At 71.3% G+C, this 24688-nt stretch carries 26 protein-coding genes; 9 read left to right on the forward strand and 17 right to left on the reverse strand.

Features of this window, described 5'->3' with window-relative positions; translation table 11 throughout:
- Nucleotides 1-32: 32 nt before the first annotated feature.
- Nucleotides 33-1115, reverse strand: coding sequence for a hypothetical protein (locus AB0H82_RS32220; RefSeq protein WP_362999046.1), 1083 nt, complete (start codon nucleotides 1113-1115; stop codon nucleotides 33-35).
- A 195-nt stretch (nucleotides 1116-1310) separates the two neighbouring features.
- Between AB0H82_RS32220 and AB0H82_RS32225 the strand changes: the two genes are divergently transcribed.
- The 8 genes from AB0H82_RS32225 to AB0H82_RS32260 all read left to right on the forward strand — a co-directional run bounded on the left by AB0H82_RS32225 (nucleotide 1311) and on the right by AB0H82_RS32260 (nucleotide 8519).
- A complete protein-coding gene (locus AB0H82_RS32225; protein WP_362999072.1) occupies nucleotides 1311-1712 on the forward strand; it encodes a MarR family winged helix-turn-helix transcriptional regulator in 402 nt (133 codons plus the stop codon).
- A gap of 61 nt (nucleotides 1713-1773) precedes the next feature.
- Nucleotides 1774-3006 (forward strand): macrolide-inactivating glycosyltransferase, encoded by a 1233-nt coding sequence (gene mgt / locus AB0H82_RS32230; RefSeq protein ID WP_362999047.1) that lies wholly within the window; start codon nucleotides 1774-1776, stop codon nucleotides 3004-3006.
- Between the two features lie 194 nt (nucleotides 3007-3200).
- The gene (locus tag AB0H82_RS32235) at nucleotides 3201-4193 is read left to right on the forward strand and encodes a CDP-alcohol phosphatidyltransferase family protein (protein ID WP_362999048.1); all 993 of its coding nucleotides are present in this window, start codon (nucleotides 3201-3203) and stop codon (nucleotides 4191-4193) included.
- Between the two features lie 363 nt (nucleotides 4194-4556).
- Nucleotides 4557-5765: a S8 family peptidase gene (locus tag AB0H82_RS32240; RefSeq protein WP_362999049.1), complete on the forward strand. Its 1209-nt coding sequence runs from the start codon at nucleotides 4557-4559 to the stop codon at nucleotides 5763-5765.
- 73 nt (nucleotides 5766-5838) lie between these two features.
- Nucleotides 5839-6390, forward strand: a complete 552-nt coding sequence (locus AB0H82_RS32245; protein ID WP_362999050.1) for a DUF1697 domain-containing protein — start codon at nucleotides 5839-5841, stop codon at nucleotides 6388-6390.
- Nucleotides 6383-6751 carry a DUF4440 domain-containing protein gene (locus AB0H82_RS32250; RefSeq protein WP_362999051.1) on the forward strand — a complete coding sequence of 123 codons (369 nt, stop codon included), beginning with the start codon at nucleotides 6383-6385 and terminating at the stop codon, nucleotides 6749-6751. Before AB0H82_RS32245 ends, AB0H82_RS32250 begins: the two co-directional genes overlap by 8 nt.
- Nucleotides 6752-6759: 8 nt before the next feature.
- Complete coding sequence (locus AB0H82_RS32255) at nucleotides 6760-7761, forward strand: 2-dehydropantoate 2-reductase N-terminal domain-containing protein (RefSeq protein ID WP_362999052.1); 1002 nt, start codon at nucleotides 6760-6762, stop codon at nucleotides 7759-7761.
- Between the two features lie 101 nt (nucleotides 7762-7862).
- Complete coding sequence (locus tag AB0H82_RS32260) at nucleotides 7863-8519, forward strand: DsbA family protein (protein WP_362999053.1); 657 nt, start codon at nucleotides 7863-7865, stop codon at nucleotides 8517-8519.
- A gap of 15 nt (nucleotides 8520-8534) precedes the next feature.
- On the opposite strand, the gene AB0H82_RS32265 is transcribed toward AB0H82_RS32260, so the two are convergent.
- From AB0H82_RS32265 to AB0H82_RS32340, 16 genes are all read right to left on the reverse strand, one after another.
- Nucleotides 8535-9050, reverse strand: coding sequence for a GNAT family N-acetyltransferase (locus AB0H82_RS32265; protein WP_362999054.1), 516 nt, complete (start codon nucleotides 9048-9050; stop codon nucleotides 8535-8537).
- Nucleotides 9051-9105: 55 nt separating this feature from the next.
- Nucleotides 9106-9963: a hypothetical protein gene (locus AB0H82_RS32270; protein WP_362999055.1), complete on the reverse strand. Its 858-nt coding sequence runs from the start codon at nucleotides 9961-9963 to the stop codon at nucleotides 9106-9108.
- 11 nt (nucleotides 9964-9974) lie between these two features.
- The gene (locus AB0H82_RS32275; RefSeq protein ID WP_362999056.1) at nucleotides 9975-10739 is read right to left on the reverse strand and encodes a sirohydrochlorin chelatase; all 765 of its coding nucleotides are present in this window, start codon (nucleotides 10737-10739) and stop codon (nucleotides 9975-9977) included.
- Between the two features lie 5 nt (nucleotides 10740-10744).
- Nucleotides 10745-11653 (reverse strand): ABC transporter permease subunit, encoded by a 909-nt coding sequence (locus AB0H82_RS32280; RefSeq protein ID WP_362999057.1) that lies wholly within the window; start codon nucleotides 11651-11653, stop codon nucleotides 10745-10747.
- Nucleotides 11640-12431, reverse strand: coding sequence for an ABC transporter ATP-binding protein (locus AB0H82_RS32285; protein ID WP_362999058.1), 792 nt, complete (start codon nucleotides 12429-12431; stop codon nucleotides 11640-11642). The genes AB0H82_RS32280 and AB0H82_RS32285 overlap by 14 nt, the downstream gene beginning before the upstream one ends.
- A gap of 36 nt (nucleotides 12432-12467) precedes the next feature.
- Nucleotides 12468-13571 carry an aliphatic sulfonate ABC transporter substrate-binding protein gene (locus AB0H82_RS32290; protein WP_362999059.1) on the reverse strand — a complete coding sequence of 368 codons (1104 nt, stop codon included), beginning with the start codon at nucleotides 13569-13571 and terminating at the stop codon, nucleotides 12468-12470.
- Nucleotides 13572-13827: 256 nt separating this feature from the next.
- Nucleotides 13828-15198: a GTP-binding protein gene (locus AB0H82_RS32295; protein ID WP_362999060.1), complete on the reverse strand. Its 1371-nt coding sequence runs from the start codon at nucleotides 15196-15198 to the stop codon at nucleotides 13828-13830.
- Between the two features lie 2 nt (nucleotides 15199-15200).
- Complete coding sequence (cysD, locus tag AB0H82_RS32300; protein ID WP_362999061.1) at nucleotides 15201-16139, reverse strand: sulfate adenylyltransferase subunit CysD; 939 nt, start codon at nucleotides 16137-16139, stop codon at nucleotides 15201-15203.
- Nucleotides 16136-16717 (reverse strand): adenylyl-sulfate kinase, encoded by a 582-nt coding sequence (gene cysC, locus AB0H82_RS32305; protein ID WP_362999062.1) that lies wholly within the window; start codon nucleotides 16715-16717, stop codon nucleotides 16136-16138. Before cysC ends, cysD begins: the two co-directional genes overlap by 4 nt.
- The gene (locus tag AB0H82_RS32310) at nucleotides 16714-17430 is read right to left on the reverse strand and encodes a phosphoadenylyl-sulfate reductase (RefSeq protein ID WP_362999063.1); all 717 of its coding nucleotides are present in this window, start codon (nucleotides 17428-17430) and stop codon (nucleotides 16714-16716) included. Before AB0H82_RS32310 ends, cysC begins: the two co-directional genes overlap by 4 nt.
- Nucleotides 17427-17606 (reverse strand): hypothetical protein, encoded by a 180-nt coding sequence (locus AB0H82_RS32315; protein WP_362999064.1) that lies wholly within the window; start codon nucleotides 17604-17606, stop codon nucleotides 17427-17429. Before AB0H82_RS32315 ends, AB0H82_RS32310 begins: the two co-directional genes overlap by 4 nt.
- Nucleotides 17603-19300 (reverse strand): nitrite/sulfite reductase, encoded by a 1698-nt coding sequence (locus AB0H82_RS32320; RefSeq protein WP_362999065.1) that lies wholly within the window; start codon nucleotides 19298-19300, stop codon nucleotides 17603-17605. The genes AB0H82_RS32315 and AB0H82_RS32320 overlap by 4 nt, the downstream gene beginning before the upstream one ends.
- 147 nt (nucleotides 19301-19447) lie before the next feature.
- The gene (locus AB0H82_RS32325) at nucleotides 19448-19531 is read right to left on the reverse strand and encodes a putative leader peptide (protein ID WP_317850486.1); all 84 of its coding nucleotides are present in this window, start codon (nucleotides 19529-19531) and stop codon (nucleotides 19448-19450) included.
- Nucleotides 19532-19636: 105 nt separating this feature from the next.
- Nucleotides 19637-20224, reverse strand: coding sequence for a GNAT family N-acetyltransferase (locus AB0H82_RS32330; protein ID WP_362999066.1), 588 nt, complete (start codon nucleotides 20222-20224; stop codon nucleotides 19637-19639).
- A gap of 37 nt (nucleotides 20225-20261) precedes the next feature.
- Nucleotides 20262-21560 (reverse strand): GAF domain-containing protein, encoded by a 1299-nt coding sequence (locus AB0H82_RS32335; RefSeq protein ID WP_362999067.1) that lies wholly within the window; start codon nucleotides 21558-21560, stop codon nucleotides 20262-20264.
- 293 nt (nucleotides 21561-21853) lie between these two features.
- Nucleotides 21854-23488, reverse strand: a complete 1635-nt coding sequence (locus AB0H82_RS32340) for an acyl-CoA dehydrogenase family protein (RefSeq protein ID WP_362999068.1) — start codon at nucleotides 23486-23488, stop codon at nucleotides 21854-21856.
- A 17-nt stretch (nucleotides 23489-23505) separates the two neighbouring features.
- On the opposite strand from AB0H82_RS32340, the gene AB0H82_RS32345 reads away from it, so the two are divergent.
- Complete coding sequence (locus tag AB0H82_RS32345; protein ID WP_362999069.1) at nucleotides 23506-24681, forward strand: YihY/virulence factor BrkB family protein; 1176 nt, start codon at nucleotides 23506-23508, stop codon at nucleotides 24679-24681.
- The last annotated feature ends 7 nt before the right edge of the window (nucleotides 24682-24688 follow it).

The following is a 24688-nucleotide window of genomic DNA, read 5'->3' on the forward strand; positions in this document are numbered from 1 at the left end:
GCGATGCGGGGCCCAAAAGTGCAGCCGCGTCGTCACACCGCCACCGACTCCTCCATCTCCTCTTCCTGGGCGTCACCACCGGCCACCCGTGCGTGGCGTGCCTGAGCGGTCGCCGGGGTGACCGCGGCGCGCCCGCGCCGCTCCCGGAGTGCCGCGACGCCGACCACGACCAGGCCGAGCAGCAGCCAGCCGGCCAGTGTCCAGACGTGGGCGCCGAGTCCGTGGCCGCCGAAGTAGAGGTGGCTGCGGACGCCCTCGACGAAGCCCGCGCCGTTCCAGAAGGCGTGCAGGGAGCCGAAGAAGCCGTTCTGCAGCTCGGGGCGGAAGAGCCCGCCGGACGTCGTGAAGTTGAGCATCACGAAGAGGACCATCATCGCCAGCGTCGTCCAGCGCTTCAGGAACGTGTGCAGTCCCACGCCGATGAAGAGGATCCCCGCCGCGTACAGCCAGCACATGGCCCACACGCCCCACAGCCCCTGGTGCACCAGGTGGAAGACCGGGCCCGCGAGCGCCGCGCCGATCAGGCTGACGGCGAAGGAGACACCCACGACGAGCCCTGCGCGGGCCCGCATCCGCAGCCCTGCGCCCGCCGCGCCGAGCACCGCCACCGACGCGTACGAGCCGATGCTCACGGCGACGAGCAGGAAGAACAGGCCCTGGCCCGTGGGGTCGTCGTCGACCGGCGCGGCCACGTCGGTGACCTTCAGCGGCCTGCCCTGCTCCGCCGCGACGGGCGTGAAGATCTTCTGCGCGGCCGTCGCGCTCATGTCGGATCCGGCGGTGGCCACGATCAGCTCGGGCGACTTCGCGTCGGGGACGTAGGCGCCCGCGATGTCCTGCGACTTGAGGGCGTCGACCGCCTGGTCGCGGGTGGTGAGGGTGCGCACGTCCAGGGCGTCGCCCGCCTTGTCCTTGACGGTCTGCGCGAAGGCCTGGGTCTGCGGGCCCGAGCCGACGACGGCGATCGGCATGTCGTTCGGCTCGGGCGTGACGAACGCGCCCATGTAGGCGAGGCCCATGCCGAGGCACATCAGCAGGGGCGTGAGCAGGTGGAGGAGGACGTGGCGCAGGACGTCACGCAGTCGGGCGGCGGGTTCCGCGGGGGTGGCGGACATAGGGGGGACTCCGGTGGATCGGCGTGCTCGGGCTGGGCTCGGCAGAGGTGGTTGGCATATACAACTCTTCTTGTGTTGTACTCTACAACCATTCGAGGAGAGGGAGAAATCGTGACCGATCGAGAAGGGCCCGGGGCTGGACCCGAGGCCGGAACCGGCGTCCGGGACGAGTCCATCGAGATCATTCAGCGGGAGATGACCGCGTTCGCCCGCCGGGCCCGCGCCACCGCCGCACGGATGCACCCCGAGCTCTCGCTCGTGTCCTTCACGCTGCTCGGCCATCTGGAGGACCAGGGGGGCTGCCGGGCCACGGACCTCGCCGCGCACTACACGCTCGACAAGTCGACCATCAGTAGGCAGGTCGGCGCCCTGGAGAAGGCCGGGCTCGTCGAGCGGCGGCTCGACCCGGCCGACCACCGGGTGCACGTGCTGCATCCGACCGAGCGGGGCAACGAGGTCCTCGCGCAGGTCGGCGCCGCACGCCGGGTCGCCTTCCAGGAGCGGCTCGCGGGGTGGAGCGGGGCGGACCTGTCGCGGTTCGCCGAGTATCTGCTCCGCTACAACGAGGCGGCGGCCGCCGACGACAACCCCGCCTAGCTCCCGCTACTCCCACCACTTGCACTTGCACGAGACGTCTCGTCTCGCTTAAGGTCCGGGCATGACCTCATCCGGGCCTGCCCACATCGCCATGTTCTCGATCGCCGCCCACGGGCACGTCAACCCGAGCCTCGAAGTGATCCGCGAGCTCGTCGCGCGCGGCCACCGCGTCACGTACGCCATCCCGCACCTCTTCGTGGACAAGGTCGCCGAGACCGGCGCCGAGCCCCGGCCCTACGCCACGACGCTGCCCGCCCCGGACGACGACCCGGAGGCCTGGGGCACCGAACTGATCGACAACATCGAGCCGTTCCTCGCCGACGCGATCCACGTCCTGCCGGAGCTGGCCCGCGCCTATGAAGGGGACGAGCCCGACCTCGTCCTGTATGACATCACCTCCTACCCGGCACGCGTCCTCGCCCGCCGCTGGGGCGTCCCCGAGATCTCCCTCTCGCCGAACCTCGTCGCCTGGGACGGTTACGAGGAGGAGGTCGCCGAGCCGATGTACGCGGAGCTGAAGGAGACCGAGCGCGGGCGGGCGTACTACGAACGCTTCATCGGCTGGCTCGCCGAGAACGGCATCACCCAGCACCCGGACCCCTTCGTCGGCAGGCCGTCGCGCTCCCTCGTGCTGATCCCGAAGGCGCTGCAGCCGCACGCCGACCGGGTCGACGAGAGCGTCCACACCTTCGTCGGCGCCTGCCAGGGCGACCGGGCGGCGCAGGGCGACTGGGAGCGGCCCGCGAGCGCCGAGAAGGTGCTGCTCGTCTCGCTCGGCTCGTCCTTCACCAAGCAGCCCGGCTTCTACCGCGAGTGCGTCAAGGCCTTCGGGGGCCTGCCGGGCTGGCACGTGGTGCTCCAGGTCGGCAGGCACGTCCACGCGGGCGAGCTCGGGGACGTACCGGAGAACGTAGAGGTGCACCCCTGGGTGCCGCAGCTCGCGGTCCTCAAAAAGGCCGACGCCTTCATCACCCACGCCGGCGCGGGCGGCAGCCAGGAGGGTCTTGCGACCGCGACGCCGATGGTGGCCGTGCCGCAGGCCGTCGACCAGTTCGGCAACGCGGACATGCTCCAGGGGCTGGGTGTCGCCCGGCACGTGCCCATGGAGGAGGCCACCGCCGAGACGCTGCGCGAGGCGGTCCTCGCGCTGGTCGGGGACCCCGAAGTGGCCCGCAGACTGGGGGAGATCCAGCGGTCGGTGGCGGGGGAGGGCGGCACGCGGAGGGCGGCCGACCTCATCGAGGAGGAGCTGGAGAAGGCGCGGGCCGAACGACCCCGACGTGACGCTGCGTGACGCGGTTCCCTCGGCGGCCCAGTTATTCGGTAACGCTCTGATAACGCGCCACCGTGCTGGAAGGCCCATTGACTCGCCCTGAAAGGTTGACTGTTACCCCCGGTCAAAGGTTGCACAGCGTAGATCTTGTTCCTTGGGTGAACCACTTCCTAGCGTGGGGTGAACTTTCGCCGAACGCCAGGAAGTTGACCCCCATGCGTCGAGACATACCGCCCCTCGCCGAGGTGCGCCGCATCACCGAGAAGAAGCGTGACGCGTGGTGGACCGTGTTGCTTGTCGACCCGGTCGCCACGCCGCTCGTGCGGCTCACCGCCAAGTACACGCGGATCACGCCGAACCAGATCACCTGGGGCGCGTTCCTTCTCGGGCTCGGCTCGGCGGCGTGTTTCGCGTTCGGCGACTGGAAGTGGCTCGCCCTCGGTGCGGTGATCTACCACTTCAGCTTCATCCTCGACTGCATGGACGGCAAGGTCGCCCGGCTCACCGGGCAGGGCTCCGTCTTCGGCGCCTGGCTGGACTTCGTCTTCGACCGGATCCGCGTCATGGTGTGCGGTGTCGCGCTGATGTGGGGCCAGTACGACCGCACCGGCGACACCCTCTACATCTGGCTCGCGCTCGCCGTCGTCGCGCTCGACACCCTGCGCTACATCAACTCGCTGGAAATCTTCAAGATCCGGCACACCATGCGCAAGCAGATCAAGACGCGCATGCGGGCCGCCCGGCGCGCGCAGAACGACGCCGAGCTCGCCTTCATGGAGGACCTTCTGCGGGACAACCCCTCGGCGGACATCGAGCAGGACCTGCAGCGGGCCGCGGGCGAGGCGCCCTACGCCCAGCAGCAGTCGCAGGAGGCCGGAGCCGAGGGGGAGACGGCGGCGGTGGCTCCGAAGGCCCAGGTGATCGACCTGCACCAGGAGTTCCGGCGGAAGTTCCCCGCGTATCTGCGGGCCCGTTCCTTCCTGCTGCGCCACCGCATCCGCGCGCACCTGGTGAGCGGAATCGAGTTCCAGATGGGCGTCTTCATGATCGGCCCGCTCTTCGACGCGGTGATTCCCGCGACGATCATTTCGGGTGCGCTCCTGCTGGTCTTCGAACTCGCCATCATCTACAAGCTGCTGCTCTCGACCCGTGACTTCACGCGGACGATCGACTCCTTCGAGGAGCAGAAGGTCCCCGCCGCGGCCTGAGGCGCGACCGCCCGCACGCATGCTCCCGACGCCGGACGAGCTGGTTCTCCCAGCACGTCCGGCGTTGTCGCGCGTGTGGCGCGAAACGCCTTCTGTTACCGGGAGTTGGGGGTGCTGTGGCCCGGGATGTCCGGTCCGGCAGCACAGATCCGGTTTGTTATTACGGAACCTTGTTGAACAAGTCACAGCTGTATGTAGGTATTGATCTGCGCGCGTCAATCAGACAGGGTTTCGTCCCAACACCCGGAGATCTTCCGGCCCCAGAGGGATGTCGCGACGAACTTGTCGTCACGGCAGGCCCTGCGCGAAACAGCTGAACACCCCCCCACATCCCCCCACACAGCACTGAGGAGACCCCTCTTCATGGCAACACACAAGCGTGCCCGCACGATGAAGCTCACCGCCGCGATAGCCACCGCCGCCACCGCGGTCGGCGTCACCGTCTTCGCGACCTCCTTCGCCGGTGCGGCTACCCCCGCCGAGGGCAAGGTGTACGGCCTGGACGCCAAGGGCGCCGTGGCCGGCAGCTACATCGTGATGCTCGACGAGAAGGTCGACAAGGCCGGCAAGTCCGACCTGGCCGAGGAGTACGGCGGCGAGCTCAAGCGCAACTACTCCTCCGCGATCAACGGCTTCTCCGCCAAGGGCCTGAGTGAGACCGAGGCCAAGCGCCTGGCCGCCGACCCGTCCGTCGGCAAGGTCGTCCAGTCCAAGAAGTTCACCATCGACGCCACCCAGGACAACCCGCCGTCGTGGGGCCTGGACCGCATCGACCAGGCGGACACCGCGGCCGACAAGAAGTACACCTACCCGGACGCCGCGGGTGGGGGCGCCACCGCGTACGTCATCGACACCGGTGTCCGCGTCAGCCACAAGGACTTCGGCGGCCGCGCCGTCTCCGGTTTCGACGCCGTCGACAACGACGACAACGCCGACGACGGCAACGGCCACGGCACGCACGTCGCCGGCACCATCGCCGGTGACGCGCACGGCGTCGCCAAGAAGGCGAAGATCGTCGCCGTCCGCGTCCTCGACGACCAGGGCTCCGGCACCACCGAGCAGGTCGTCGCGGGCATCGACTGGGTCACCAAGAACCACCAGGGCCCCTCCGTCGCCAACATGAGCCTCGGCGGCGGAGCGGATGAAGCGCTCGACGCGGCCGTACAGAAGGCGATCGACGCCGGCGTCACCTTCGCGGTCGCCGCGGGCAACGAGTCGACCGACGCCTCCCAGGGCTCCCCGGCCCGCGTGAAGGACGCCATCACGGTCGCCTCCTCCACCAAGGACGACGAGCAGTCCGACTTCTCCAACTACGGCTCCGTCGTGGACATCTACGCCCCGGGCTCGGACATCACGTCCGCCTGGAACACCGGTGACGACGCCACCAACACCATCTCCGGCACCTCGATGGCGACCCCGCACGTCGTCGGCGCCGCCGCCGTCTACGTCGCCGCCCACCCGGACGCCAAGCCCGCGGACGTCGCCAAGGCGCTGACCGACGGTGCCACCGCCGACAAGATCTCCAACCCGAGCGAGGGCACGCCCAACAAGCTCCTGAAGGTCGTCGAGTAACCCTCGCCGCCCGCTGAGCCGCGGCCGTCGTGCCCACCCCCACGGGGCACGGCGGCCGCTCTATCGTGTGCACATGGCGATCAAGACATACGCGGCGCTGCTGCGCGGCATCAACGTGGGCGGCCACAGGAAAGTGCCGATGGCCGACCTGCGGACGCTCCTGGAGGGGCTCGGCCACGGCGGCGTACGGACGTATCTGCAGAGCGGCAACGCCGTCTTCACCGCGGACCACGGCGGCGAGGAGTCCCTGGCGGCCGAGGTCCGGGCGGCGATCGAGGAGCACTTCGGCTTCGCCGTCGACGTCCTCGTGCGCGACAGCGCCTACCTGAAGGCGGTGGCCGACGCCTGCCCCTTCCCCGCCGCCGGCCTGCAGCCCAAACAGCTGCACGTCACCTACTTCTCCGCACCGGTCGACCGGGAACGCTTCGCGGCAATCGACGAAGTCGCCTTCATGCCCGAGGAGTTCAGGCTCGGCGACCGCGTCCTCTATCTGTACGCCCCCGACGGCCTCGGCCGCTCCAAGCTCGCCGAACAGCTGGCGAGACCCGCCCTGACCAAGGGCCTCGTCGCCACCACCCGCAACTGGAACACCGTCACCCAGCTCGTGGAGTTGACCCGTGACTGACCGCAATGCCGCCGTCCAGGCCGCCATCGAGGGCGAGCTGCGCCTCATCGACCCCGAGGTGCGCGCGTCGCCCGAACTCTTCGAGGTCCTGCTGCACCCGGAGTTCACCGAGTTCGGCGCGTCCGGCGCGCAGTGGGACCGCGCGTCGATCGTCCGGGTCCTCACGGCGACCCCGGAACCCGGCACCCGGCCCTTCACCACCTCCCGCATGAAGGGCGTCCAGCTCGCCGACGACCTGGTGCACCTGACCTTCGACACGGACGACAACGGCCGCCGGGCACACCGCAGTTCACTGTGGCGACGCACCGAAGGCACCTGGCGGCTCTGGTTCCACCAGGCGACACCGTTCAGCGAGGAATGAGGCCACGCATGCGCTACGTCATCATCGGAGCAGGGGCCGTCGGCGGCACCGTGGGCGGGCGGCTCGCCGAGGCCGGACACGACGTGGTGCTCGTCACGCGGGGCGCCCACGCCGCGGCGCTGCGGGGCGGCGGACTGCGCCTCAGGACACCCGAGGGGGCACGGACCCACCGGCTGCCGGTGGTGGAACACCCCGCCGAGCTGGGCGAGTTGCGCGGCGACGACATACTCTTCCTCGCCGTGAAGACCCAGGACGTCACGGCGGCCCTCGACGCCTGGGGCGGCCGCCCGGTGGCCGGCGGCGGCACGGCGGCCGAGAAGCTGCCCCTCGTCTGCGCGCAGAACGGCGTGGAGAGCGAGCGCATCGCCCTGCGCCGCTTCCGGCACGTGTACGGCGTGTGCGTCTGGATGCCCGCCTCCCACACGGAACCGGGCGCGGTGTCCGCCGCGGGCAGCCCCCACTCGGGCATGCTGCACATCGGCCGCTACCCGGCGGGCACGGACGACACCGCCCGGCGGATCGCCGCGGACCTGGAGAAGTCGCGGATCCTCGCGCCCGTCGTCGCGGACGTGCTGCGCTGGAAGTACGCGAAGCTGCTCGCCAACCTGGCCAACTCCGTCGAGGCCGTCACCGGACCGATCTCCGGCGACGATGCGCGGAACCTGTACGCCAGGGCCCGCGCCGAGGGCGAGGCCGCGCTCACCGCGGCCGGCATCGCCTGGGTCGGCGACGAGGAGCAGCGGCAGGCCCGCGCCGACCACATCCGCTTCGACCCCTTCGACGGCTCACCGCGCGTCGGCGGCTCCTCCTGGCAGAGCCTGGACCGCGGCACGGGCAGCATCGAGGCCGACTACCTCAACGGCGAGATCGCCCTGCTCGGCAGGTGGCACGGGGTTCCGACGCCGGTGAACGACGCCCTCCAGCGGGTGGCGAACACGTGCGCCCGCGAGCGGCGGCCCGCCGGATCGATGACGGTCGCGGAGCTGGCCCGGGAGATCGACGGAGGATGAGAAAGGGAGGGGAGGCGGACGGAGTCGGGGGTGAAGTGGCCCGCGCGGGTGGGGCGGCAATGGCCCAGAAGTCCGCGCCATTCGCTGGTTAGTGTCGGCGCATGACCAACACCGACGCCGCACCCGGCGCCACCACCCCCACGCCCCCCTCAGCCCCGGCCCGGGTCGACTTCTACTTCGACCCGGCCTGCCCGTTCGCCTGGATCACCTCGCGCTGGATCCTGGAGGTCGAACGCCACCGCCACCTCGACGTCCGCTTCCACGTGATGAGCCTCTTCTTCCACAACGAGGGCAACGAACTCCCCGACTGGTACCGGGACCTGGTCGACCGCTCGCTCACCCTGACGAGAATCGCCGCGGCCGCCGCCGACCGGCACGGCGACAAGGTCCTCCGCGACCTCTACACCGCCTTCGGGACCCGCATCCACCAGGACGGGAACGAGGACTTCGAAGAGGTCGCCGCCCAGGCCCTGGCCGAGCTGGGGCTGCCGGCCGATCTCGCGGCTGCGGCGCACGACGCCTCGTACGACGACGTCCTGCGCCGCAGCCACGACGCGGGCAAGGAGCCCGGGGCCGGCGGCTACGTGGGCACGCCGACGCTCCACGTCGACGGCACCGTCTGGTTCGGGCCCGTGCTGCGCGCGATCCCGCGCGGCGAGGAGGCGGCCCGGCTCTTCGACAGCTTCCGCGTCCTCGCGGGCCACCCGGACTTCTTCGAGCTGAAGCGCACCCGCACCGGCGGCCTCGACTTCTCCTGAGACCGCCCCCGGAGTTCAGCCCTCGGTGCGCCGGGACGTCAGCTGGAGGGTGACCGTGCCGCCCTCCTCGGGGACCGTGCGGCTCTGCGTGTAACCGAGGCGCTTGAGGACGGAGAGGGAGGGGGCGTTCTCCGCGTCGACGGTCGCGTGCACCTCGGCCAGGCCCAGGGTCTCGTGCCCGTACGAGGTGAGGAGCCCCGCCAGCTCGGTGCCGAGCCCGAGCCCCCAGCTCTCCCTGGTGAGGCCGTAGACGATCTCGTGGCCGTCGAGCCAGCTCTCCGGCGAGGGCTTGACCTCGGCGTGGCCGGCATAGCGCCCCTCGTACCGGACTGCCCACACGGGAAAGCGCCCCTCCGCGTACACGCGGCTGAAGATCCGCCCGAACAGCTCCCGGTCCGCCGCCTCGCTCTGCATCCCGTCCCCGAACCAGCGCCCCACCGCCTCGTCCTGGAACAGCGCCACGAAGTCCGCCTCGTCGGAGACGGCATAGGGAGAGAGGGAAAGGCGTTCGGACCGCAGTTCGGGTGTCATCCGCGTGACGGTAGGGCGCCCGGCGCGGGGGTGCAAACGGATTCGCGGGGGACGCTCAGCCCACCGCCCGCGGCAGTCCGATGGGGTTCGGGAACGGCAGGACGTCCGAGTCCAGGATGTGGCGGGCCGCCGGTTCCAGGGCGGTGAGGAGCGCCTCCGTCTCCCCGTGGTGCAGGGGGCGCAGCAGGCGTGCCGCGAGGCGGTCCGTGTCGTCCTCGATCAACTCCCGCTCCGTAAGGCCGCGTTCGGTGACGCGGCCCAGCGCGTCGAGCAGGCCGAGGCCGCGCATCCGGTCCACGGAGACGGCCCACTCCTCCTCGGTCCAGCCCCGGTCCTGCCGGATGCCGGCCGCGTCCACGCGGTCGGTCGCGGCGGCGAGGACGAGGCTTTCGCGGGCGTCCAGACCGCGGTCGGCGAGGACCGCGACGTGCGCGTCGCCGCGGAACTCACGCACGCACGTGCACAGTTGCCAGAGCCGCTCGACCGGATCGGCGCGGTGCGCCAGGTCGCGGTTGGCGGCGAACAGCGGGCGGGCGAGCGACGGGGCGTCCTCCACCATGGCCATCAGGGGGCCGTTCACCGCGGCAGCCAACGTCCCGACGGAAGGAACGAGTTGGCGCAGGGCGGCGGCCGTGAGGCGGGCGCGCTCCTCGATGACGCGGTCCGGTGACGCGTACTCCCACGCGGACGGCAGGGCGCGCGCGACCATGCCGGGGGCGAAGACACCCAGTGCCGCGGCGGCCACCCCGGGACCGACGCGGCCCATCGGCGCGGTGCGGGCCGCGAAGTACCCCATCCAGAAGCCCTTGAGGCCCACGGCCCGGCCGAGGCCGCGGCAGCGGTCCTCGAAGTAGACCACCGCGTGCAGGGGTTCGGTGCGCAGCCACAGCGTGCGGGATCGGCTCGGGGTCATGAACCCACAAGCTAGGCCAGTGCGGGAGTCCGCGCCAGAGGCGCAACCTGGCAGGTGCCAGGCGCATAGGCCTCGTCGTAGCGCCGTACCAGGAGCCGGGCGACCGCCGGCGCCGGTCCGAGGACGTCGGCCAGGACGTCGGCACCCGCCGCGCCCCGCGCGATGCGGTCCGGCAGGAAGCCGGGGGCCAGGACATAGGGGGCGACGGCCACCCGCCGCACCCCGGCCACGGCCCGCAGCTCGCGCACGGCGTCCTCCGTGCGCGGCAGGGACGCGGAGGCGAACGCAGGCCGCACGGCGCACCAACCGGTGTGCCGCCACTCCCGCGCGATATCAGCGATCACTGCGATCGCCTCCGGGTCCGACGACCCCGCCGAGGCCAGGACGACCCCGGTCGAGGACCTGTCGGCGGGGTCGAGCCCCGCCTCGTACAGCCGCTGCTCCAGGGCGGACAGGAGCAGCGGGGACGGGCCGAGCACCGCCGCCTGCCGGACGCGCAGCACCGGCGGCGCCTCGCGCAGCACCGCGGGGATGTCCGCCTTGGCGTGGAACGCCCGCGTCAGGAGCAGGGGCAGCGCCACGACGTCGCGTACGCCCTCGGCCGCGAGCCGCTCCAGCACCCCGTGGACGGAAGGGGTGTTGAAGTCGAGGAAGGCCGTCTCCACGCGCAGCCCGGGGCGCAGCGACCGCACCCGGCGCACCAGGGCGTGCACGGTCGCGGCGTGCCGCGGGTCGCGGCTGCCGTGGGCGATGACGAGGAGGACGGGACGGTGCACGGGACTCAGCTCCTCACGAGGAGGCCGCGGCTGCGCAGGACGCGCCGCTCCAGCGGGCTGAAGATCAGCAGGTCGATGGCGATGCCGACGATCAGGATGAGCAGGATGGCGAGGAAGATCATGGGCATGGAGCTGGCGTTGCGGCCGTTCTCCAGGAGCTGCCCGAGTCCGACGCCGAGCTCCGGCGACGACGCGATGATCTCGGCGGCCATGAGTGAGCGCCAGGAGAACGCCCAGCCCTGCTTGAGCCCCGCGAGATAGCCGGGCAGCGCCGCGGGCAGCACGATGTGCCAGGTGTGGCGCAGGCCCGTCGCGCCGAGCGTGCGGCCCGCCCGCAGGAACAGCGGCGGCACCTGGTCGACGCCGGAGACCAGGCCGTTGGCGATGGAGGGGACCGCGCCGAGCAGGATCACCGCGTACATCATCGAGTTGTTCAGGCCCAGCCACAGCACCGCGGGCGGCACCCACGCCACCGACGGCAGCGACTGCAGGCCGGAGAGGATGGGGCCGATCGCGGCCCGGATGAACCGCACCCGCGCGACGATCAGGCCGAGCGGTGTGCCGATCGCGAGGGCGAGCAGGAAGCCGAGCAGGCCGCGCGAGACGGAGGTCCAGATGTAGTCGAGCAGCGTGCCCTGCAGCCACGCGTCGGTCACCTCGTCCCACACCGCGGACGGCGAGGGCAGCTTCGTCGGATCGTCGACGATCTTGAAGGAGACCAGCGCCTGCCACACGAGCACGACGAGGACCACCGCGGTGAGCGGCGGCACCACCTTCTGGACGAGCACCTGCCGCACCGGCGTGCGGGTGGGGCCCGCCTTCGTCTCCAGCGCGTCGAGGCCCGCCTCCAGGCCGGCGAGGTCCTGGCCGTCCCCGGCAGCCTTGACCGGTCCTGTCGTCTCAGTGCTGGCCATGGCGGCGGATCTCCCCACGCAGTTGTTCGGTGATCTCGACGGACAGTTCCGCCACGGCGGTGTCCTCGATGCGGCGCGGGTGCTCGATGCCGACCCGCCACTCGTGCGCCACCCGGCCGGGACGCGACGAGAGGAGCACGACGCGCTGGGCGAGGCGCACGGCCTCGCGGACGTTGTGCGTGACGAAGAGGACGGAGACGTTCGTCTCGCGCCAGATGCGGGTCAGCTCGTCGTGCAGCACATCGCGCGTGATCGCGTCCAGCGCCGCGAACGGCTCGTCCATCAGCAGCAGCCTGCTGTCCTGGGCCAGCGCGCGGGCCAGCGCCACGCGCTGGCGCATGCCGCCGGACAGCTCGTGCACCCGCTTGCCGTACGCGCCCTGCAGCCGGACGAGTTCGAGGAGCTCCTCGGCCCTCGGGCGGCGCTCGGGCTTCGGCACGCCGCGCAGTTTGAGGGCGAGCTCGATGTTCTTGCCCGCGGTCAGCCACGGGAAGAGGGCGTGCTCCTGGAACATCAGGGCCGGGCGGCCGTCCGTCGCGATGGTGCCCGCGGACGGCTCGTCGAGCCCCGCGACCAGATTGAGCAGCGTCGACTTGCCGCAGCCGGAGGCTCCCAGGAGGGTGACGAACTCGCCCGGCGCGACATCGAGCGTGATGTCGTCCAGGACCAGCTGGGGTCCGGCGGGACCGCCGAAGGACTTCGAGACGTGCTCGATCCGCGCGGCTTGGCCGGCCGTGGTGCGGGTGTCCTCCGCGGCCTTGGCGAGGGTGCTTGCCATGGTCGTCACCTCCTGGGAACGGGTCGTGGTCCGGGGCTACTTGACGCCGAGACCGGCGTCGTCGACCGGGGACTCGCCCGCGGCCTTGAGAACCTTGTTCAGCGGGCGGAGGTCGTAGATGCCCTTGAGGTCGGGCTTCTCCAGGAGACCGGCCTTGACGGCGTGGGCCGCCTGCGCGTCGAGGGTGGCGGCCAGCGGGTCGTCGGTCGTCGCGATCGACTTCCACGCCGGGTCGAGCACCTCGGCGGGCAGCGCCTTGCCGGAGTCCGCCTTCAGCCGGGCGTTCGCGGCCGCCTTGGCCTTCTCCGGGTTCTTCTCGATCCACGCGTTGGTCTTCACGGCGCCGCGCAGCACGGCCTCGACGACCTTCGGGTGCTCCTTCAGGAACTCCTGCCGCACGATGATGTTCGTGATCACGAACTTCTTGTCCGGCCACAGGTCGGCCTCGTCCAGCAGGACCTTGCCGCCCTCGGCGACCAGCTTGGAGGCGGTCGGCTCCGGTACCCAGGCGCCGTCCACGGAACCGGACTTGTAGGCGTCCGGGGTGATCTTGTTGTCGGTGCGGACGACGGACACGTCGCCCTTGCCGCTCTGCGCGTCGACGTTCCAGCCCTGCTCGGCGATCCAGTTGAGGAAGGCGACGTCCTGGGTGTTGCCGAGCTGCGGCGTCGCGATCTTCTTGCCCTTGACGTCGTCCAGGGACTTGATCTTCGCGGGGTTCACCACGAGCTTCACGCCGCCGGACGCGGAGCCGCCGATGATCCGCAGGTTCTTGCCCTGCGACTTGGCGTAGCCGTTGATGGCGGGCGACGGGCCGATCCAGCCGATGTCGATGGAGCCGGCGTTGAGCGCCTCGATCTCCGAGGGGCCCGCGTTGAACTGCGAGTACTTCGCCTCCGTGCCGCCGAGCTCCTTCTGGAACAGGCCTTCCTGGCTGCCGACGAGGGCGGTGGCGTGGGTGAGGTTCGGGAAGTAACCGATCTTCACGCTGTCCAGGCCGTCGATCTTCTCGGCGCCCTCGGCGACCTTGGACTTCTCGTCGGCGTCGGCCGCCTCGGAGCCGTAGCCGCAGGCGCCGAGCGCCAGGGCGAGCAGGGGCAGTGCCGCGAGGGCGGCGAGGCGGGTGCGTGGTGCAGGCACGGGAGGTGGTCCTCTCGTTGGCCCGGTCTCACGCCGTCAGGTCGTGGCCGGGTGGTCGGCAGGTCTTCGTCTTCGTACGGGGGCACAGGTGCGGCAGGGACGGGCGTGGGCGCGCACGCGGTGCGCGTGCGCGGTTCCCGTCCGGGGCGTTACGCCGCACATCGCGCCACCCCGCCCTGTCCGCTGCCGAGGGCGCCGCTGCCGATGCGGCCGCCCTCTTTCGCGAACGTCGCGAACATGTCGACGTAGGTCATGGTCAGAAGTCCCAGCCCTCGTCGTCGGCCGCGGAGCCGGTCTCCGCCACGGCGTCGGTCGGCGCGGCGAACGCGTCGCCCGCCATGCCGGCCGCGAGCGTCGTGCCGTCCGCCGGGTCGATGAGCAGGAAGGAACCGGTGCGGCGCGAGTCGGCGTACGAGTCGAGGGCGAGCGGCTCGGCGGTGCGGACCTTGACGCGGCCGATGTCGTTGGCGACGAGCCGGCCGGGCTCGGGGTGCTGGGAGAGGTCGTCGAGGGTGAGCCGCGACGGGATCTCCTTCACGATCGCCTTGACCGTGCGGGTGGTGTGCTTGAGCAGCACCCGCTGGCCGACGGCGAGCGCGGTGTCCGCGACGTGGCAGACCGTCGCCTCGATGTCCTGCGTGGTCGGCGGGGCGTCACCGCTGGGCACGATCAGGTCGCCGCGCGAGATGTCGATGTCGTCCTCAAGGAGCAGGGTGACCGACTGCGGCGTCCACGCCACGTCCACCGGCGTGCCCAGCAGGTCGATCCCGGCGACCTTCGAGGTCCGTCCGGAGGGCAGCACCGTCACGGACTCGCCGACCCGGAACGCGCCGGCCGCGATCTGGCCCGCGTAGCCGCGGTAGTCGGGGTGCTCGGCGGTCTGCGGGCGGATCACGTACTGGACGGGCAGGCGCGCGTGGCAGGTGGCCAGGTCGTGGCTGACCGGGACCGTCTCCAGGTGCTCCAGGACGGTGGGGCCGCCGTACCAGTCCATGTTCGAGGACGGCTCGACGACATTGTCACCGGCCAGCGCCGAGATCGGGATCGCGGTGATCTCCGGGACGCCCAGCTCGCCCGCGTAGGCGGTGAATTCCTCCGCGATCCTCGCGAAGACGGTCTCGTCGTACGCGACCAGGTCCATCTTGTTCACGGCGAGCACCACGTGCGGCACGCGCAGGAGCGCGGCGACCGCGGCGTGCCGGCGGGTCTGCTCGATGACGCCGTTGCGGGCGTCCACGAGGACCACGGCGAGGTCGGCCGTGGAGGCGCCGGTGACCATGTTGCGGGTGTACTGCACGTGCCCGGGGGTGTCGGCGAGGATGAACCGGCGCCGGGCGGTGGCGAAGTAGCGGTAGGCGACGTCGATGGTGATGCCCTGCTCCCGCTCGGCCCGCAGGCCGTCGGTGAGCAGCGCCAGGTCGGGGGCGTCGGCGCCGCGGCTCGCCGAGACGCGCTCCACGGCCTCCAGCTGGTCGGTCAGGACCGACTTGGAGTCGTGAAGCAGGCGGCCCACCAGGGTGGACTTGCCGTCGTCGACAGAGCCGGCGGTGGCGAACCGCAGCAGGGTGGTGGCCGACAACTGCTCGGTGGAGAGCGGCTGGACCGGCTCAGTGGTGCTGTTGCTCATGGTTAGAAGTACCCCTCGCGCTTGCGGTCTTCCATCGCGGCCTCGGAGAGCTTGTCGTCGGCCCTCGTCGCCCCGCGCTCGGTCAGCCGCGACGCGGCGATCTCGGTGATGACGGCGTCCAGCGTCGTGGCGTCGGAGTCGACGGCGCCGGTGCAGGACATGTCGCCCACCGTGCGGTAGCGGATCAGCCGCCTCTCGACCGTCTCGCCCTCCTTGGGGCCGCCCCACTCGCCCGCGGTCAGCCACATCCCCGAGCGCTGGAACACGTCCCGCTCGTGCGCGAAGTAGATCTGCGGGAGCTCGATCTTCTCGCGGGCGATGTACTGCCACACGTCGAGCTCGGTCCAGTTGGACAGCGGGAAGACGCGCACGTGCTCGCCGGGGGCGTGGCGGCCGTTGTAGAGCTGCCACAGCTCGGGGCGCTGGCGGCGCGGGTCCCACTGCGAGAACTCGTCGCGCAGCGAGAACACCCGCTCCTTGGCCCGCGCCTTCTCCTCGTCGCGGCGTCCGCCGCCGAAGACCGCGTCGAACTTCTCGCTCTGGATCTTCTCGGTGAGCGGCACGGTCTGCAGCGGGTTGCGCGTCCCGTCGGGGCGCTCGCGCAGCTTGCCCGCGTCGATGTACTCCTGCACCGAGGCGACGTGCAGCCGCAGCCCGTGCTCGGCGACCACCCGGTCGCGGTACTCGATGACCTCGGGGAAGTTGTGTCCCGTGTCGACGTGCAGCAGCGAGAAGGGGACCGCCGCGGGGGCGAACGCCTTCAGCGCCAGGTGCAGCATGACGATGGAGTCCTTGCCGCCGGAGAACAGGATCACCGGCCGCTCGAACTCCCCCGCCACCTCACGGAAGATGTGCACCGCCTCGGACTCCAGAGCGTCCAGGTGGCTGAGCGCGTAGGGGCTGTGGGTGCCCTCGTCCGGCACTGTGGCAACCGTGGTCATGCGAGACCCCTCTCCGTGAGCAGTGCGTGGAGAGCCGCCGCCGACTCCTGCACGGTCTGGTTCTGCGACTCGATGCGCAGGTCGGGCGAGTCCGGCGCCTCGTACGGGTCGTCGACCCCGGTGAGACCGGAGATCTCACCCTTCGCCTGCTTGGCGTACAGACCCTTCACATCGCGTACGGAGCACACCTCGACCGGCGTCGCGACATGCACCTCGATGTACGCGGTGTCGCCCGCCTGGTGGCGCTTGCGCACCGCCTCGCGGCTGTCCGCGAACGGAGCGATCACCGGGACGAGCGCCAGCACGCCGTTGCGGGCGAGGAGTTCGGCGACGAAGCCGATGCGCTGCACGTTGGTGTGCCGGTCCTCGCGGCTGAAGCCGAGGCCCGCCGAGAGGAACTCACGGATCTCGTCGCCGTCGAGCACCTCGACGCGGCGGCCCTCCGCGCGCAGGCGGCCCGCCAGTTCGTACGCGATGGTGGTCTTGCCGGCGCTGGGCAGGCCGGTGAGCCAGACGGTGGCTCCGGTCGTCACGTGGTTCTCCCGGGTCTGTTGCTGCTGAGTCTGCGGCGCGGTCATCCGTGGATCCCGCACTCGGTCTTGGCGTTCCCGGCCCAGCGGCCGGCCCGCGCGTCCTCGCCCGCCAGGAGGCGGCGGGTGCAGGGGGCGCAGCCCACCGAGCCGTAGCCGTCCATGAGGAGCGGGTTGGTGAGGACGCCATGCTCGGCGACGTACGCGTCGACGTCGTCCTGCGTCCAGCGGGCGATCGGCGAGATCTTGACCTTGCGGCGCTTCTCGTCCCAGCCGACCACCGGGGTGTTCGCCCGGGCCGGCGAGTCGTCGCGGCGCAGTCCGGTGGCCCACGCGGCGTATCCCGCGAGACCCTCCTCCAGGGGCTGCACCTTCCGCAGCTTGCAGCACAGGTCCGGGTCGCGGTCGTGCAGCCGCGCGCCGTACACGGAGTCCTGCTCGGCCACCGATTGACGGGGCGTCAGGGTGATGACGTTGACGTCCATGACGGCCTCGACGGCGTCACGGGTTCCGATGGTCTCCGGGAAGTGGTAGCCGGTGTCCAGGAACACGACGTCGACGCCGGGCATGGCCCGCGAGGCGAGGTGGGCGACGACCGCGTCCTCCATCGAGGAGGTGACGCAGAAGCGTGTCCCGAAGGTGTCGGCGGCCCACTGGAGGACCTCAAGCGCGGAGGCGTCCTCCAGGTCGCGCCCGGCCTGCTCGGCGAGCGCCTTCAACTCGTCGTCCGTGCGCGACTTCTTGTCCTGAGCGGTCGTCATATCTGGTTCTCTCCACTGCTGGTGTGCTGAACGCCCCGGGCGAGCAGCCCGAGGAACTTCAGCTGAAAGGCCCGGTTGCACGCCGCGCATTCCCAGGCGCCGTGACCGGCCTCGTGGGGGCGCAGGTCCTCGTCGCCGCAGTAGGGGCAGTGGAACGGGGCGGCACGCTCGCTCACTTGAGGGCCTCCTCGGACGCGCGGGCGGTCCAGGTGGCGAAGCGCTCGCCTTCCTCGCGCTCCGCCTGGAAGTGCCCCAGGACCCGCTCGATGTAGTCGGGCAGCTCGGCCGCGGTGACCTTCAGGCCGCGGACCTTGCGGCCGAAGCCGGCGTCGAGCCCGAGGGCGCCGCCCAGGTGCACCTGATAGCCCTCGACCTGGTTGCCGTCCGCGTCGAGCATGAGCTGGCCCTTGAGGCCGATGTCGGCGACCTGGATGCGGGCGCAGGCGTTCGGGCAGCCGTTGATGTTGATGGTGATCGGCTCGTCGAACTCGGGGATGCGGCGCTCCAGTTCGTCGATGAGGGAGGCGCCGCGCGCCTTCGTCTCGACGATGGCGAGCTTGCAGAACTCGATGCCGGTGCAGGCCATCGTGCCGCGCCGGAAGGGCGAGGCGTTGACCCGCAGGTCGAGCGCTTCGAGGGCGGAGACGAGCGAGTCGACCTGGTCCTGCGCGACGTCGAGCACGATCATCTTCTGCTCGGCGGTGGTGCGCAGGCGGCCCGAGCCGTGTGCCTCGGCGACCTCGGCGATCTTCGTGAGGGTGGCGCCGTCGACGCGGCCGACGCGGGGCGCGAAGCCGACGTAGAAGCGGCCGTCCTTCTGCCGGTGGACGCCGAGGTGGTCGCGCCAGGTGCCCGCGGGCTGCTCGGGGGCGGGCCCGTCGACCAGCTTCCGCTTCAAGTACTCGTCCTCCAGGATCTGCCGGAACTTCTCCGGGCCCCAGTCGGCGACGAGGAACTTCAGGCGGGCGCGGTTGCGCAGCCGGCGGTAGCCGTAGTCGCGGAAGATGCCGATGACGCCGCCGAACACGTCCGGGACCTCGTCGAGCGGCACCCAGGCGCCGAGCCGCACCCCGAGCTTGGGGTTGGTGGAGAGGCCGCCGCCGACCCACAGGTCGAAGCCGGGGCCGTGCTCGGGGTGGTGGACGCCGACGAACGCGACGTCGTTGATCTCGTGGGCCACGTCGAGCTGCGGCGAGCCGGAGATCGCGGTCTTGAACTTGCGCGGCAGGTTCGAGAAGTCGGGGTTGCCGATGAAGCGGCGCTGGATCTCGTCGATGGCGGGGGAGCCGTCGATGATCTCGTTCTCGGCGACGCCCGCCACGGGGGAGCCGAGGATCACGCGGGGCGTGTCACCGCAGGCCTCGGTGGTCGAGAGCCCCACGGCTTCGAGCCGCCGCCAGATCTCGGGGACGTCCTCGATGCGGATCCAGTGGTACTGGATGTTCTGCCGGTCGGTGAGGTCGGCGGTGCCGCGCGCGAACTCCTGGGAGATCTCGCCGATGACGCGCAGCTGCTCGGTGGTCAGCCGGCCGCCGTCGACGCGCACCCGGAGCATGAAGTACTCGTCGTCCAGCTCCTCCGGCTCCAGGATCGCGGTCTTGCCGCCGTCGATCCCGGGCTTGCGCTGGGTGTACAGCCCCCACCAGCGCATCCGGCCACGGAGGTCGTTCGGGTCGATGGAGTCGAAACCACGCTTCGAGTAGATCGTCTCAATACGTGTCCGCACGTTGAGACCGTCGTCGTCCTTCTTGAACTGCTCGTTCCCGTTGAGCGGCGTGAAGTGACCTACGGCCCACTGGCCCTCGCCGCGGTGACGGCTCGCCTTGCGGCGGGGCGTGGCTGGGGCGGGCTTCTCTGGCGTGGCGGCCATGCTGGTACGTCCTTCGGGGCAGCGGGAAAGCAACTCTGACCTGCGAAAATGGCACGTTCCCGGACCTGCTGGGCAGGGTGGGGGACGTGCGCGCGGCGCTGCGCAGGGAGGGGGATCAGTGGATGGGGTGCGGCGGGGCTGAGACGATCAGCAGGCCGGACACATGGCGCTGGACATGCGGCCGAGGTCGACGTGACGTCGACTCACCAAGGCGTTTCCAGTGCGATCCATGCCGGAAGCGTGTCATGGGACTTTCGGCCCAGTCCAGCATTATCCAAAATGCGGACACCGTTGTCCCGCATCGTGGACAACGGTGTCGTGGGTCACTCCCGGGCTTCAGGCGCGGTGGGCTCCCGGCCAGGGACCGGGGGCCGGAACGTCCGCCTCCAGCTCGACCTTGGTGTCGAAGAGCTTGAAGCCGCGCCGCTGGTAGTTCTCCATGGCGTGCTCGCCGTCCTTGGAGCAGGTGTGCAGCCAGACCCGCCCGGTCGGCGCGAGCCCCGGCCACCGCCCGGCCAGGTCCCAGGCGCGCGCGACGCCGTACGACAGGAGGTGGCCGCCGATGCGGCGCCCCCGGAAGGCGGGCAGCAGGCCGAAGTAGACGATCTCGACGACACCCTCCGGCGCGTCCCCGTTCTCGCCGCGCGCCGCCAGCTCCACGTACCCGGCGGGCGTCCCGTTCTCGTACGCGACCCAGGTCTCCACACCCGGCCGCTCCAGCAGCTTCTGCCACTCCGCGTAGGTCAGGGAGAGCCGGTCGGTCCAGTGGATGTCCCCGCCGACGGACGCGTACAGGAACCTGCTGAACTCGGGCGAGGGCACTTCGGCGCGCACGATCCGGACGTCGCCGTCGGGCGCGGCGGCCGGGAGCAGGTCGGTGGGCGACGTCTGTTCGAGGGACCAGGTGGTGACTGTGATGCTCATGCGGCACAGGGAATCATGGGCGCTCAAGGACGGGTTCTCAGGGTTCCGCGAGCCGTCTCGCCGCGCGGACCGCCGGTGCCGTCGAGTGGGGCAGCAGGTCCACCGGCCGCTCCGGCATGATCACGTCGACGTCGACGTCCTCGTGGAAGCGGTAGGGCCGGTGGGCGAGCAGACCGCCCAGGTAGCGACGTACGCGGGACAGTTCGGCGCGGACCGTCACCGTGCGCGCCGGGTCGCCGAACATGTCCTCGGCGAGACCCGAAGCGGTGCGCCCGGTGCGGTAGGTGCACAGGAGGTAGAGGAGTTCGGCGTGGCGCGGGCTCAGCTCGTGCGTCCAGTCGTGGGCGCCGCCGAGCACCGACAGCGTCCAGCGGCGCGGGCTGCTCACGTCCAGGACGAGCCGGGTCGCGCCGACCGGCCTGGGCACGTCGCCGGGCTCCTCGACGCGCAGCAGCCAGCCGCCGGCCAGCGGCTCCACCAGGCAGGGGCCGAGGGAGGGCAGCCAGGTGCGGCCGGGGCCGAAGGACTTGGGGAGGGCGAGGCGGTCCGCCGGGGGCATGCCGGTCACCGCGGCGGTCCAGCCGTGCGCGTCCACCGCGAGCGCCCGCCCGTCGAGCCGGGCGAGGACCGGTGCGGCCACCGCGCGCAGCCGGTCGAGCGCCGTCACGTGCTTGTCCCGCAGCCGGGCCTCGGCGAGCTTGGCCACCGAGTCGACGAGCGCGAGCGTCGCCGGATGGATGGTCTGCAGCGGCCCGCTCACGTCGACCACGCCGAGCAGCCTGCCGTCGCGCGGGTCGGTCACCGGGGCGCCCGTGCACGTCCACGGATGGTGGGTCTGCACGAAGTGCTCGGCGGAGAAGACCTGCACGGGCCGGCGCACCACCAGGGGAGTCCCGATGCCGTTCGTGCCGACGACGCTCTCCCCCCAGTCCGCGCCCGGTTCCAGGCCGTGCGCGTCCGCCTGGCGCAGCACCGCGGCGCTGCCCTCGCGCCACAGCACCCGGCCCTCCGCGTCGCAGACGACCATGATGTGCTGCGCGGCGTCCGCCACGGAGACCAGGGCGTTCCGCAGGACGGGCAGCACCTCCAGGAGCGGCGAGGTGCGGCGGCGCTCCTCCAGCTCCTCCCCGGTCAGCAGCCGGGACCGGAAGTCGTGGTCGGGGTCGACCCCGCCGAGCAGCATCCGCCCCCACGAGTCGCCGATCACCGGACGCGGCAGGACCCTCGGCCGCCGCCCGGAGAGCGTGGCGTCGCGCACCCCCTTCAGGAGGTGCGCGGCGTGCGTGCGGTCCATGGCGGAGATCCGCGCGAGGTCGATCGTCGACGGGGCGTTCATGACCACTGGGTCCTTTCCGGCCAGACCAAGGTGGAGGGGCAGGCACCCATCGTGCCCCCTGCGCGGGCCCCCGGGAGCCGCATCGGGGCGCTGAACCTCCCAGGTGTCACGGTGGGTTGCAACCTCCTGCAACTCTGGCCAACGCCCGGCCGGTGCCCGAATCTGGACGCAACACCGCCCGTGCGGTGTTCACGCTCCTCAAGGGGCCTGAAGGGCGGGGGTGGTGCCGTGTCGGCGCAGCACCACCCCCGTGTCGGCCCGGGGCCATGACGCAGGCTCCGGCGGAGCGGCCGTCAGACCTCCGGCGCGGACCGTGCCACCACTGTGGCCAGATCGAGTGTGTGCGGCAGCGTGCCGAACGCCGCGCCCCAGTCCCCGCCGAGCCGTGAGGCGCAGAACGCGTCGGCCACCTCCGAAGGCGCGTACCGCACGATCAGCGACCCCTGGAGCACCAGCGCCATCCGCTCCACGAGCCGCCGCGCCCGGCCCTCGATGCCGTCCAGGTCGGCCAGTTCCGTCAGCAGGTCCTTGATCGCACCGTCGAGGCGGTGGTCGGCGCCGCGCGCCGCGCCGACCTCCTGGAGGAACGCGTTGAGCGCCCGCGGCTCGCGCTGCAGCGCCCGCAGCACGTCCAGCGCCTGCACGTTCCCCGAGCCCTCCCAGATGGAGTTGAGCGGCGCCTCGCGCAGCAGCCGCGGCATGCCCGACTCCTCGACATAGCCGTTGCCGCCCAGGCATTCGAGGGCCTCGCCGACCATCGGCGTGCACCGCTTGGTCACCCAGTACTTCGCGGCCGGCACCGCGAGCCGCAGGAACGCCTGCTCCTGCTCGTCCCCGTCGTCGTACGCCGCCGCGAGCCGCAGCGCGAGCGTCGTGGCCGCCTCGGACTCCAGCGCCAGATCCGCCAGTACGTTGCGCATGAGCGGCTTGTCGACGAGCTTGCCGCCGAACGCCTCCCGGTACGTGGCGTGGTGCACCGCCTGCGCCACGGCCTGCCGCATCAGCGCCGCCGAACCGATCACGCAGTCGAGCCGGGTCGCCGCCACCATCTCGATGATGGTGCGCACCCCGCGCCCCTCGTCCCCGACCCGGCGCGCCCACGTCCCGTCGAACTCGACCTCGCTCGACGCGTTGGACTTGTTGCCCAGTTTGTCCTTGAGCCGCTGGATGGCGAACGGGTTCCGCGTGCCGTCCTCCAGGACGCGCGGCACCAGGAAGCACGTCAGCCCCTGCTCGGCCTGCGCGAGCACCAGGAACCCGTCCGACATGGGCGCCGAACAGAACCACTTGTGCCCCGTCAGGGCATACGTCCCGTCCTCCGCGAGCGCCTGCGCGCGCGTCGTGTTGGCCCGCACGTCACTGCCGCCCTGCTTCTCCGTCATGCCCATCCCGAAGAGGACACCGGCCTTCTGCGACGCCGGGCGCAGCCCCTCGTCGTAGATGGTCGAGGAGAGGCGCGGCTCCCACTCGGCGGCGAGCGCCGGGTCGGTGCGCAGCGCGGGCACCGCGGCGTGCGTCATCGAGACGGGGCACCCGTGCCCCCCTTCGGCCTGCGTCCACACCAGGAACCCCGCGGCCCGCCGCACATGCCCGCCGGGCCGCGACCAGGCGGTGGTCAGGCCCGCGGAGACGGCCTTGCCGAGCAGCCGGTGCCAGGCCGGATGGAACTCGACCTCGTCGATCCGGTTCCCGTAACGGTCATGCGTGTGCAGAACGGGAGGATGCGCATTTGCCTGCTCTCCCCACCTCTGTGCCTGGGCGGAACCCGCGGTGCGGCCGAGCAGGGAGAGTTCGTCGCGGGCGGTGTCGAGGAGCGCCGGATCCAGATGCCGCTCGACGCCCTCCACGAGGGCCCGGTCGGACGCGAATACGTCATATCCCACCAGGGGCGGAGCCTGGTTGGTCACTGTGTGGGTGCTGGCTGCCATGCCGCTACGGTAAGGAGGTGCACCAGGCAAAAGAAACACCCGGGCGGCCGTCGGGCCGCTGGAACCGGGCCCGCGCTCTCTACCGGAACGTCTCCAAGCGCAGGACCGCCTGGCTGCTGCTCAAGGACACCGTCAACTCGTGCATCGAGTACCGCATCCTGGGGCTCGCGGCCGAGGCTGCGTTCTTCACGCTGCTCTCCGTTCCACCGTTGCTGCTGAGCCTGATCGGCCTGCTCGCCTACGTCGACCGGTGGACCGGCGCGGACACCATCGCCAGCGTCCAGAACAACATCCTGGAGGCGTCCCGCACGATCCTGTCCGACCGGGGCGTCCACCAGATCGCGGAACCGATACTGGACGACGTGATGCGGGTCAGCAGACCCGACGTCATCTCCATCGGCTTCCTCTTCGCCCTGTGGTCCGGCTCGCGCGCCGTCAACGTCTTCATCGACACCATCACCGTGATGTACGGCCTCGACGGCGTGCGCGGCATCGTCAAGACCCGGATACTCGCCTTCGGCCTGTTCCTGGTGGCGCTGCTCATCGGCTCGGTCGCGCTGCCGCTGATGGTGGCGGGCCCGGACGCGGTGGTGAAACTCCTGCCCGGTTCCACGACGGTGGTCCAGATCCTCTACTGGCCCGTCGTCGTCATCCTCTCCGTGATCTTCCTGACGACGCTGTACCACGTGTCCGTGCCGGTGCGTTCGCCCTGGGTGGAGGACATGCCGGGCGCGCTCATCGCGCTCGCCATGTGGGTGCTCGGCAGCTTCCTGCTCCGCATCTACCTCACCAGCACGGTGGAGGGCCCCACCATCTACGGCTCGCTCGCGGCCCCGGTCGCCGTGCTGCTGTGGATCGGCGTCTCGGCGTTCGCGGTCCTGGTCGGCGCCGCGGTCAACGCGGCGATCGACCGGGTCTGGCCGTCCGTCGCCACGGCCGTGGCCCGCGCCGCCAACGACCGCATAAGGGAGGCGCAGGCCGCGGAGGTCGTGGCCCGCGCGGCCGCGCGCGAGGCGGCGGGGGACCCCGACGACCCCGACGACCCCGAGATGCCCTCCGAGTTCCCCGAACGCTGGTCGCGCTTCCTGCCGCCGGACGACGTGACGTCGCGGCTGCGGACGCCGGCGAAGCAGGGGAAGCATGCGAAGCGGCCCGGGGCGGGGAGCGGAGATGACAGCCCCTCCGGCGATTGAGGAGCGG

It is taken from the genome of Streptomyces sp. NPDC050732, assembly GCF_040654255.1.
Lineage (GTDB): Bacteria > Actinomycetota > Actinomycetes > Streptomycetales > Streptomycetaceae > Streptomyces.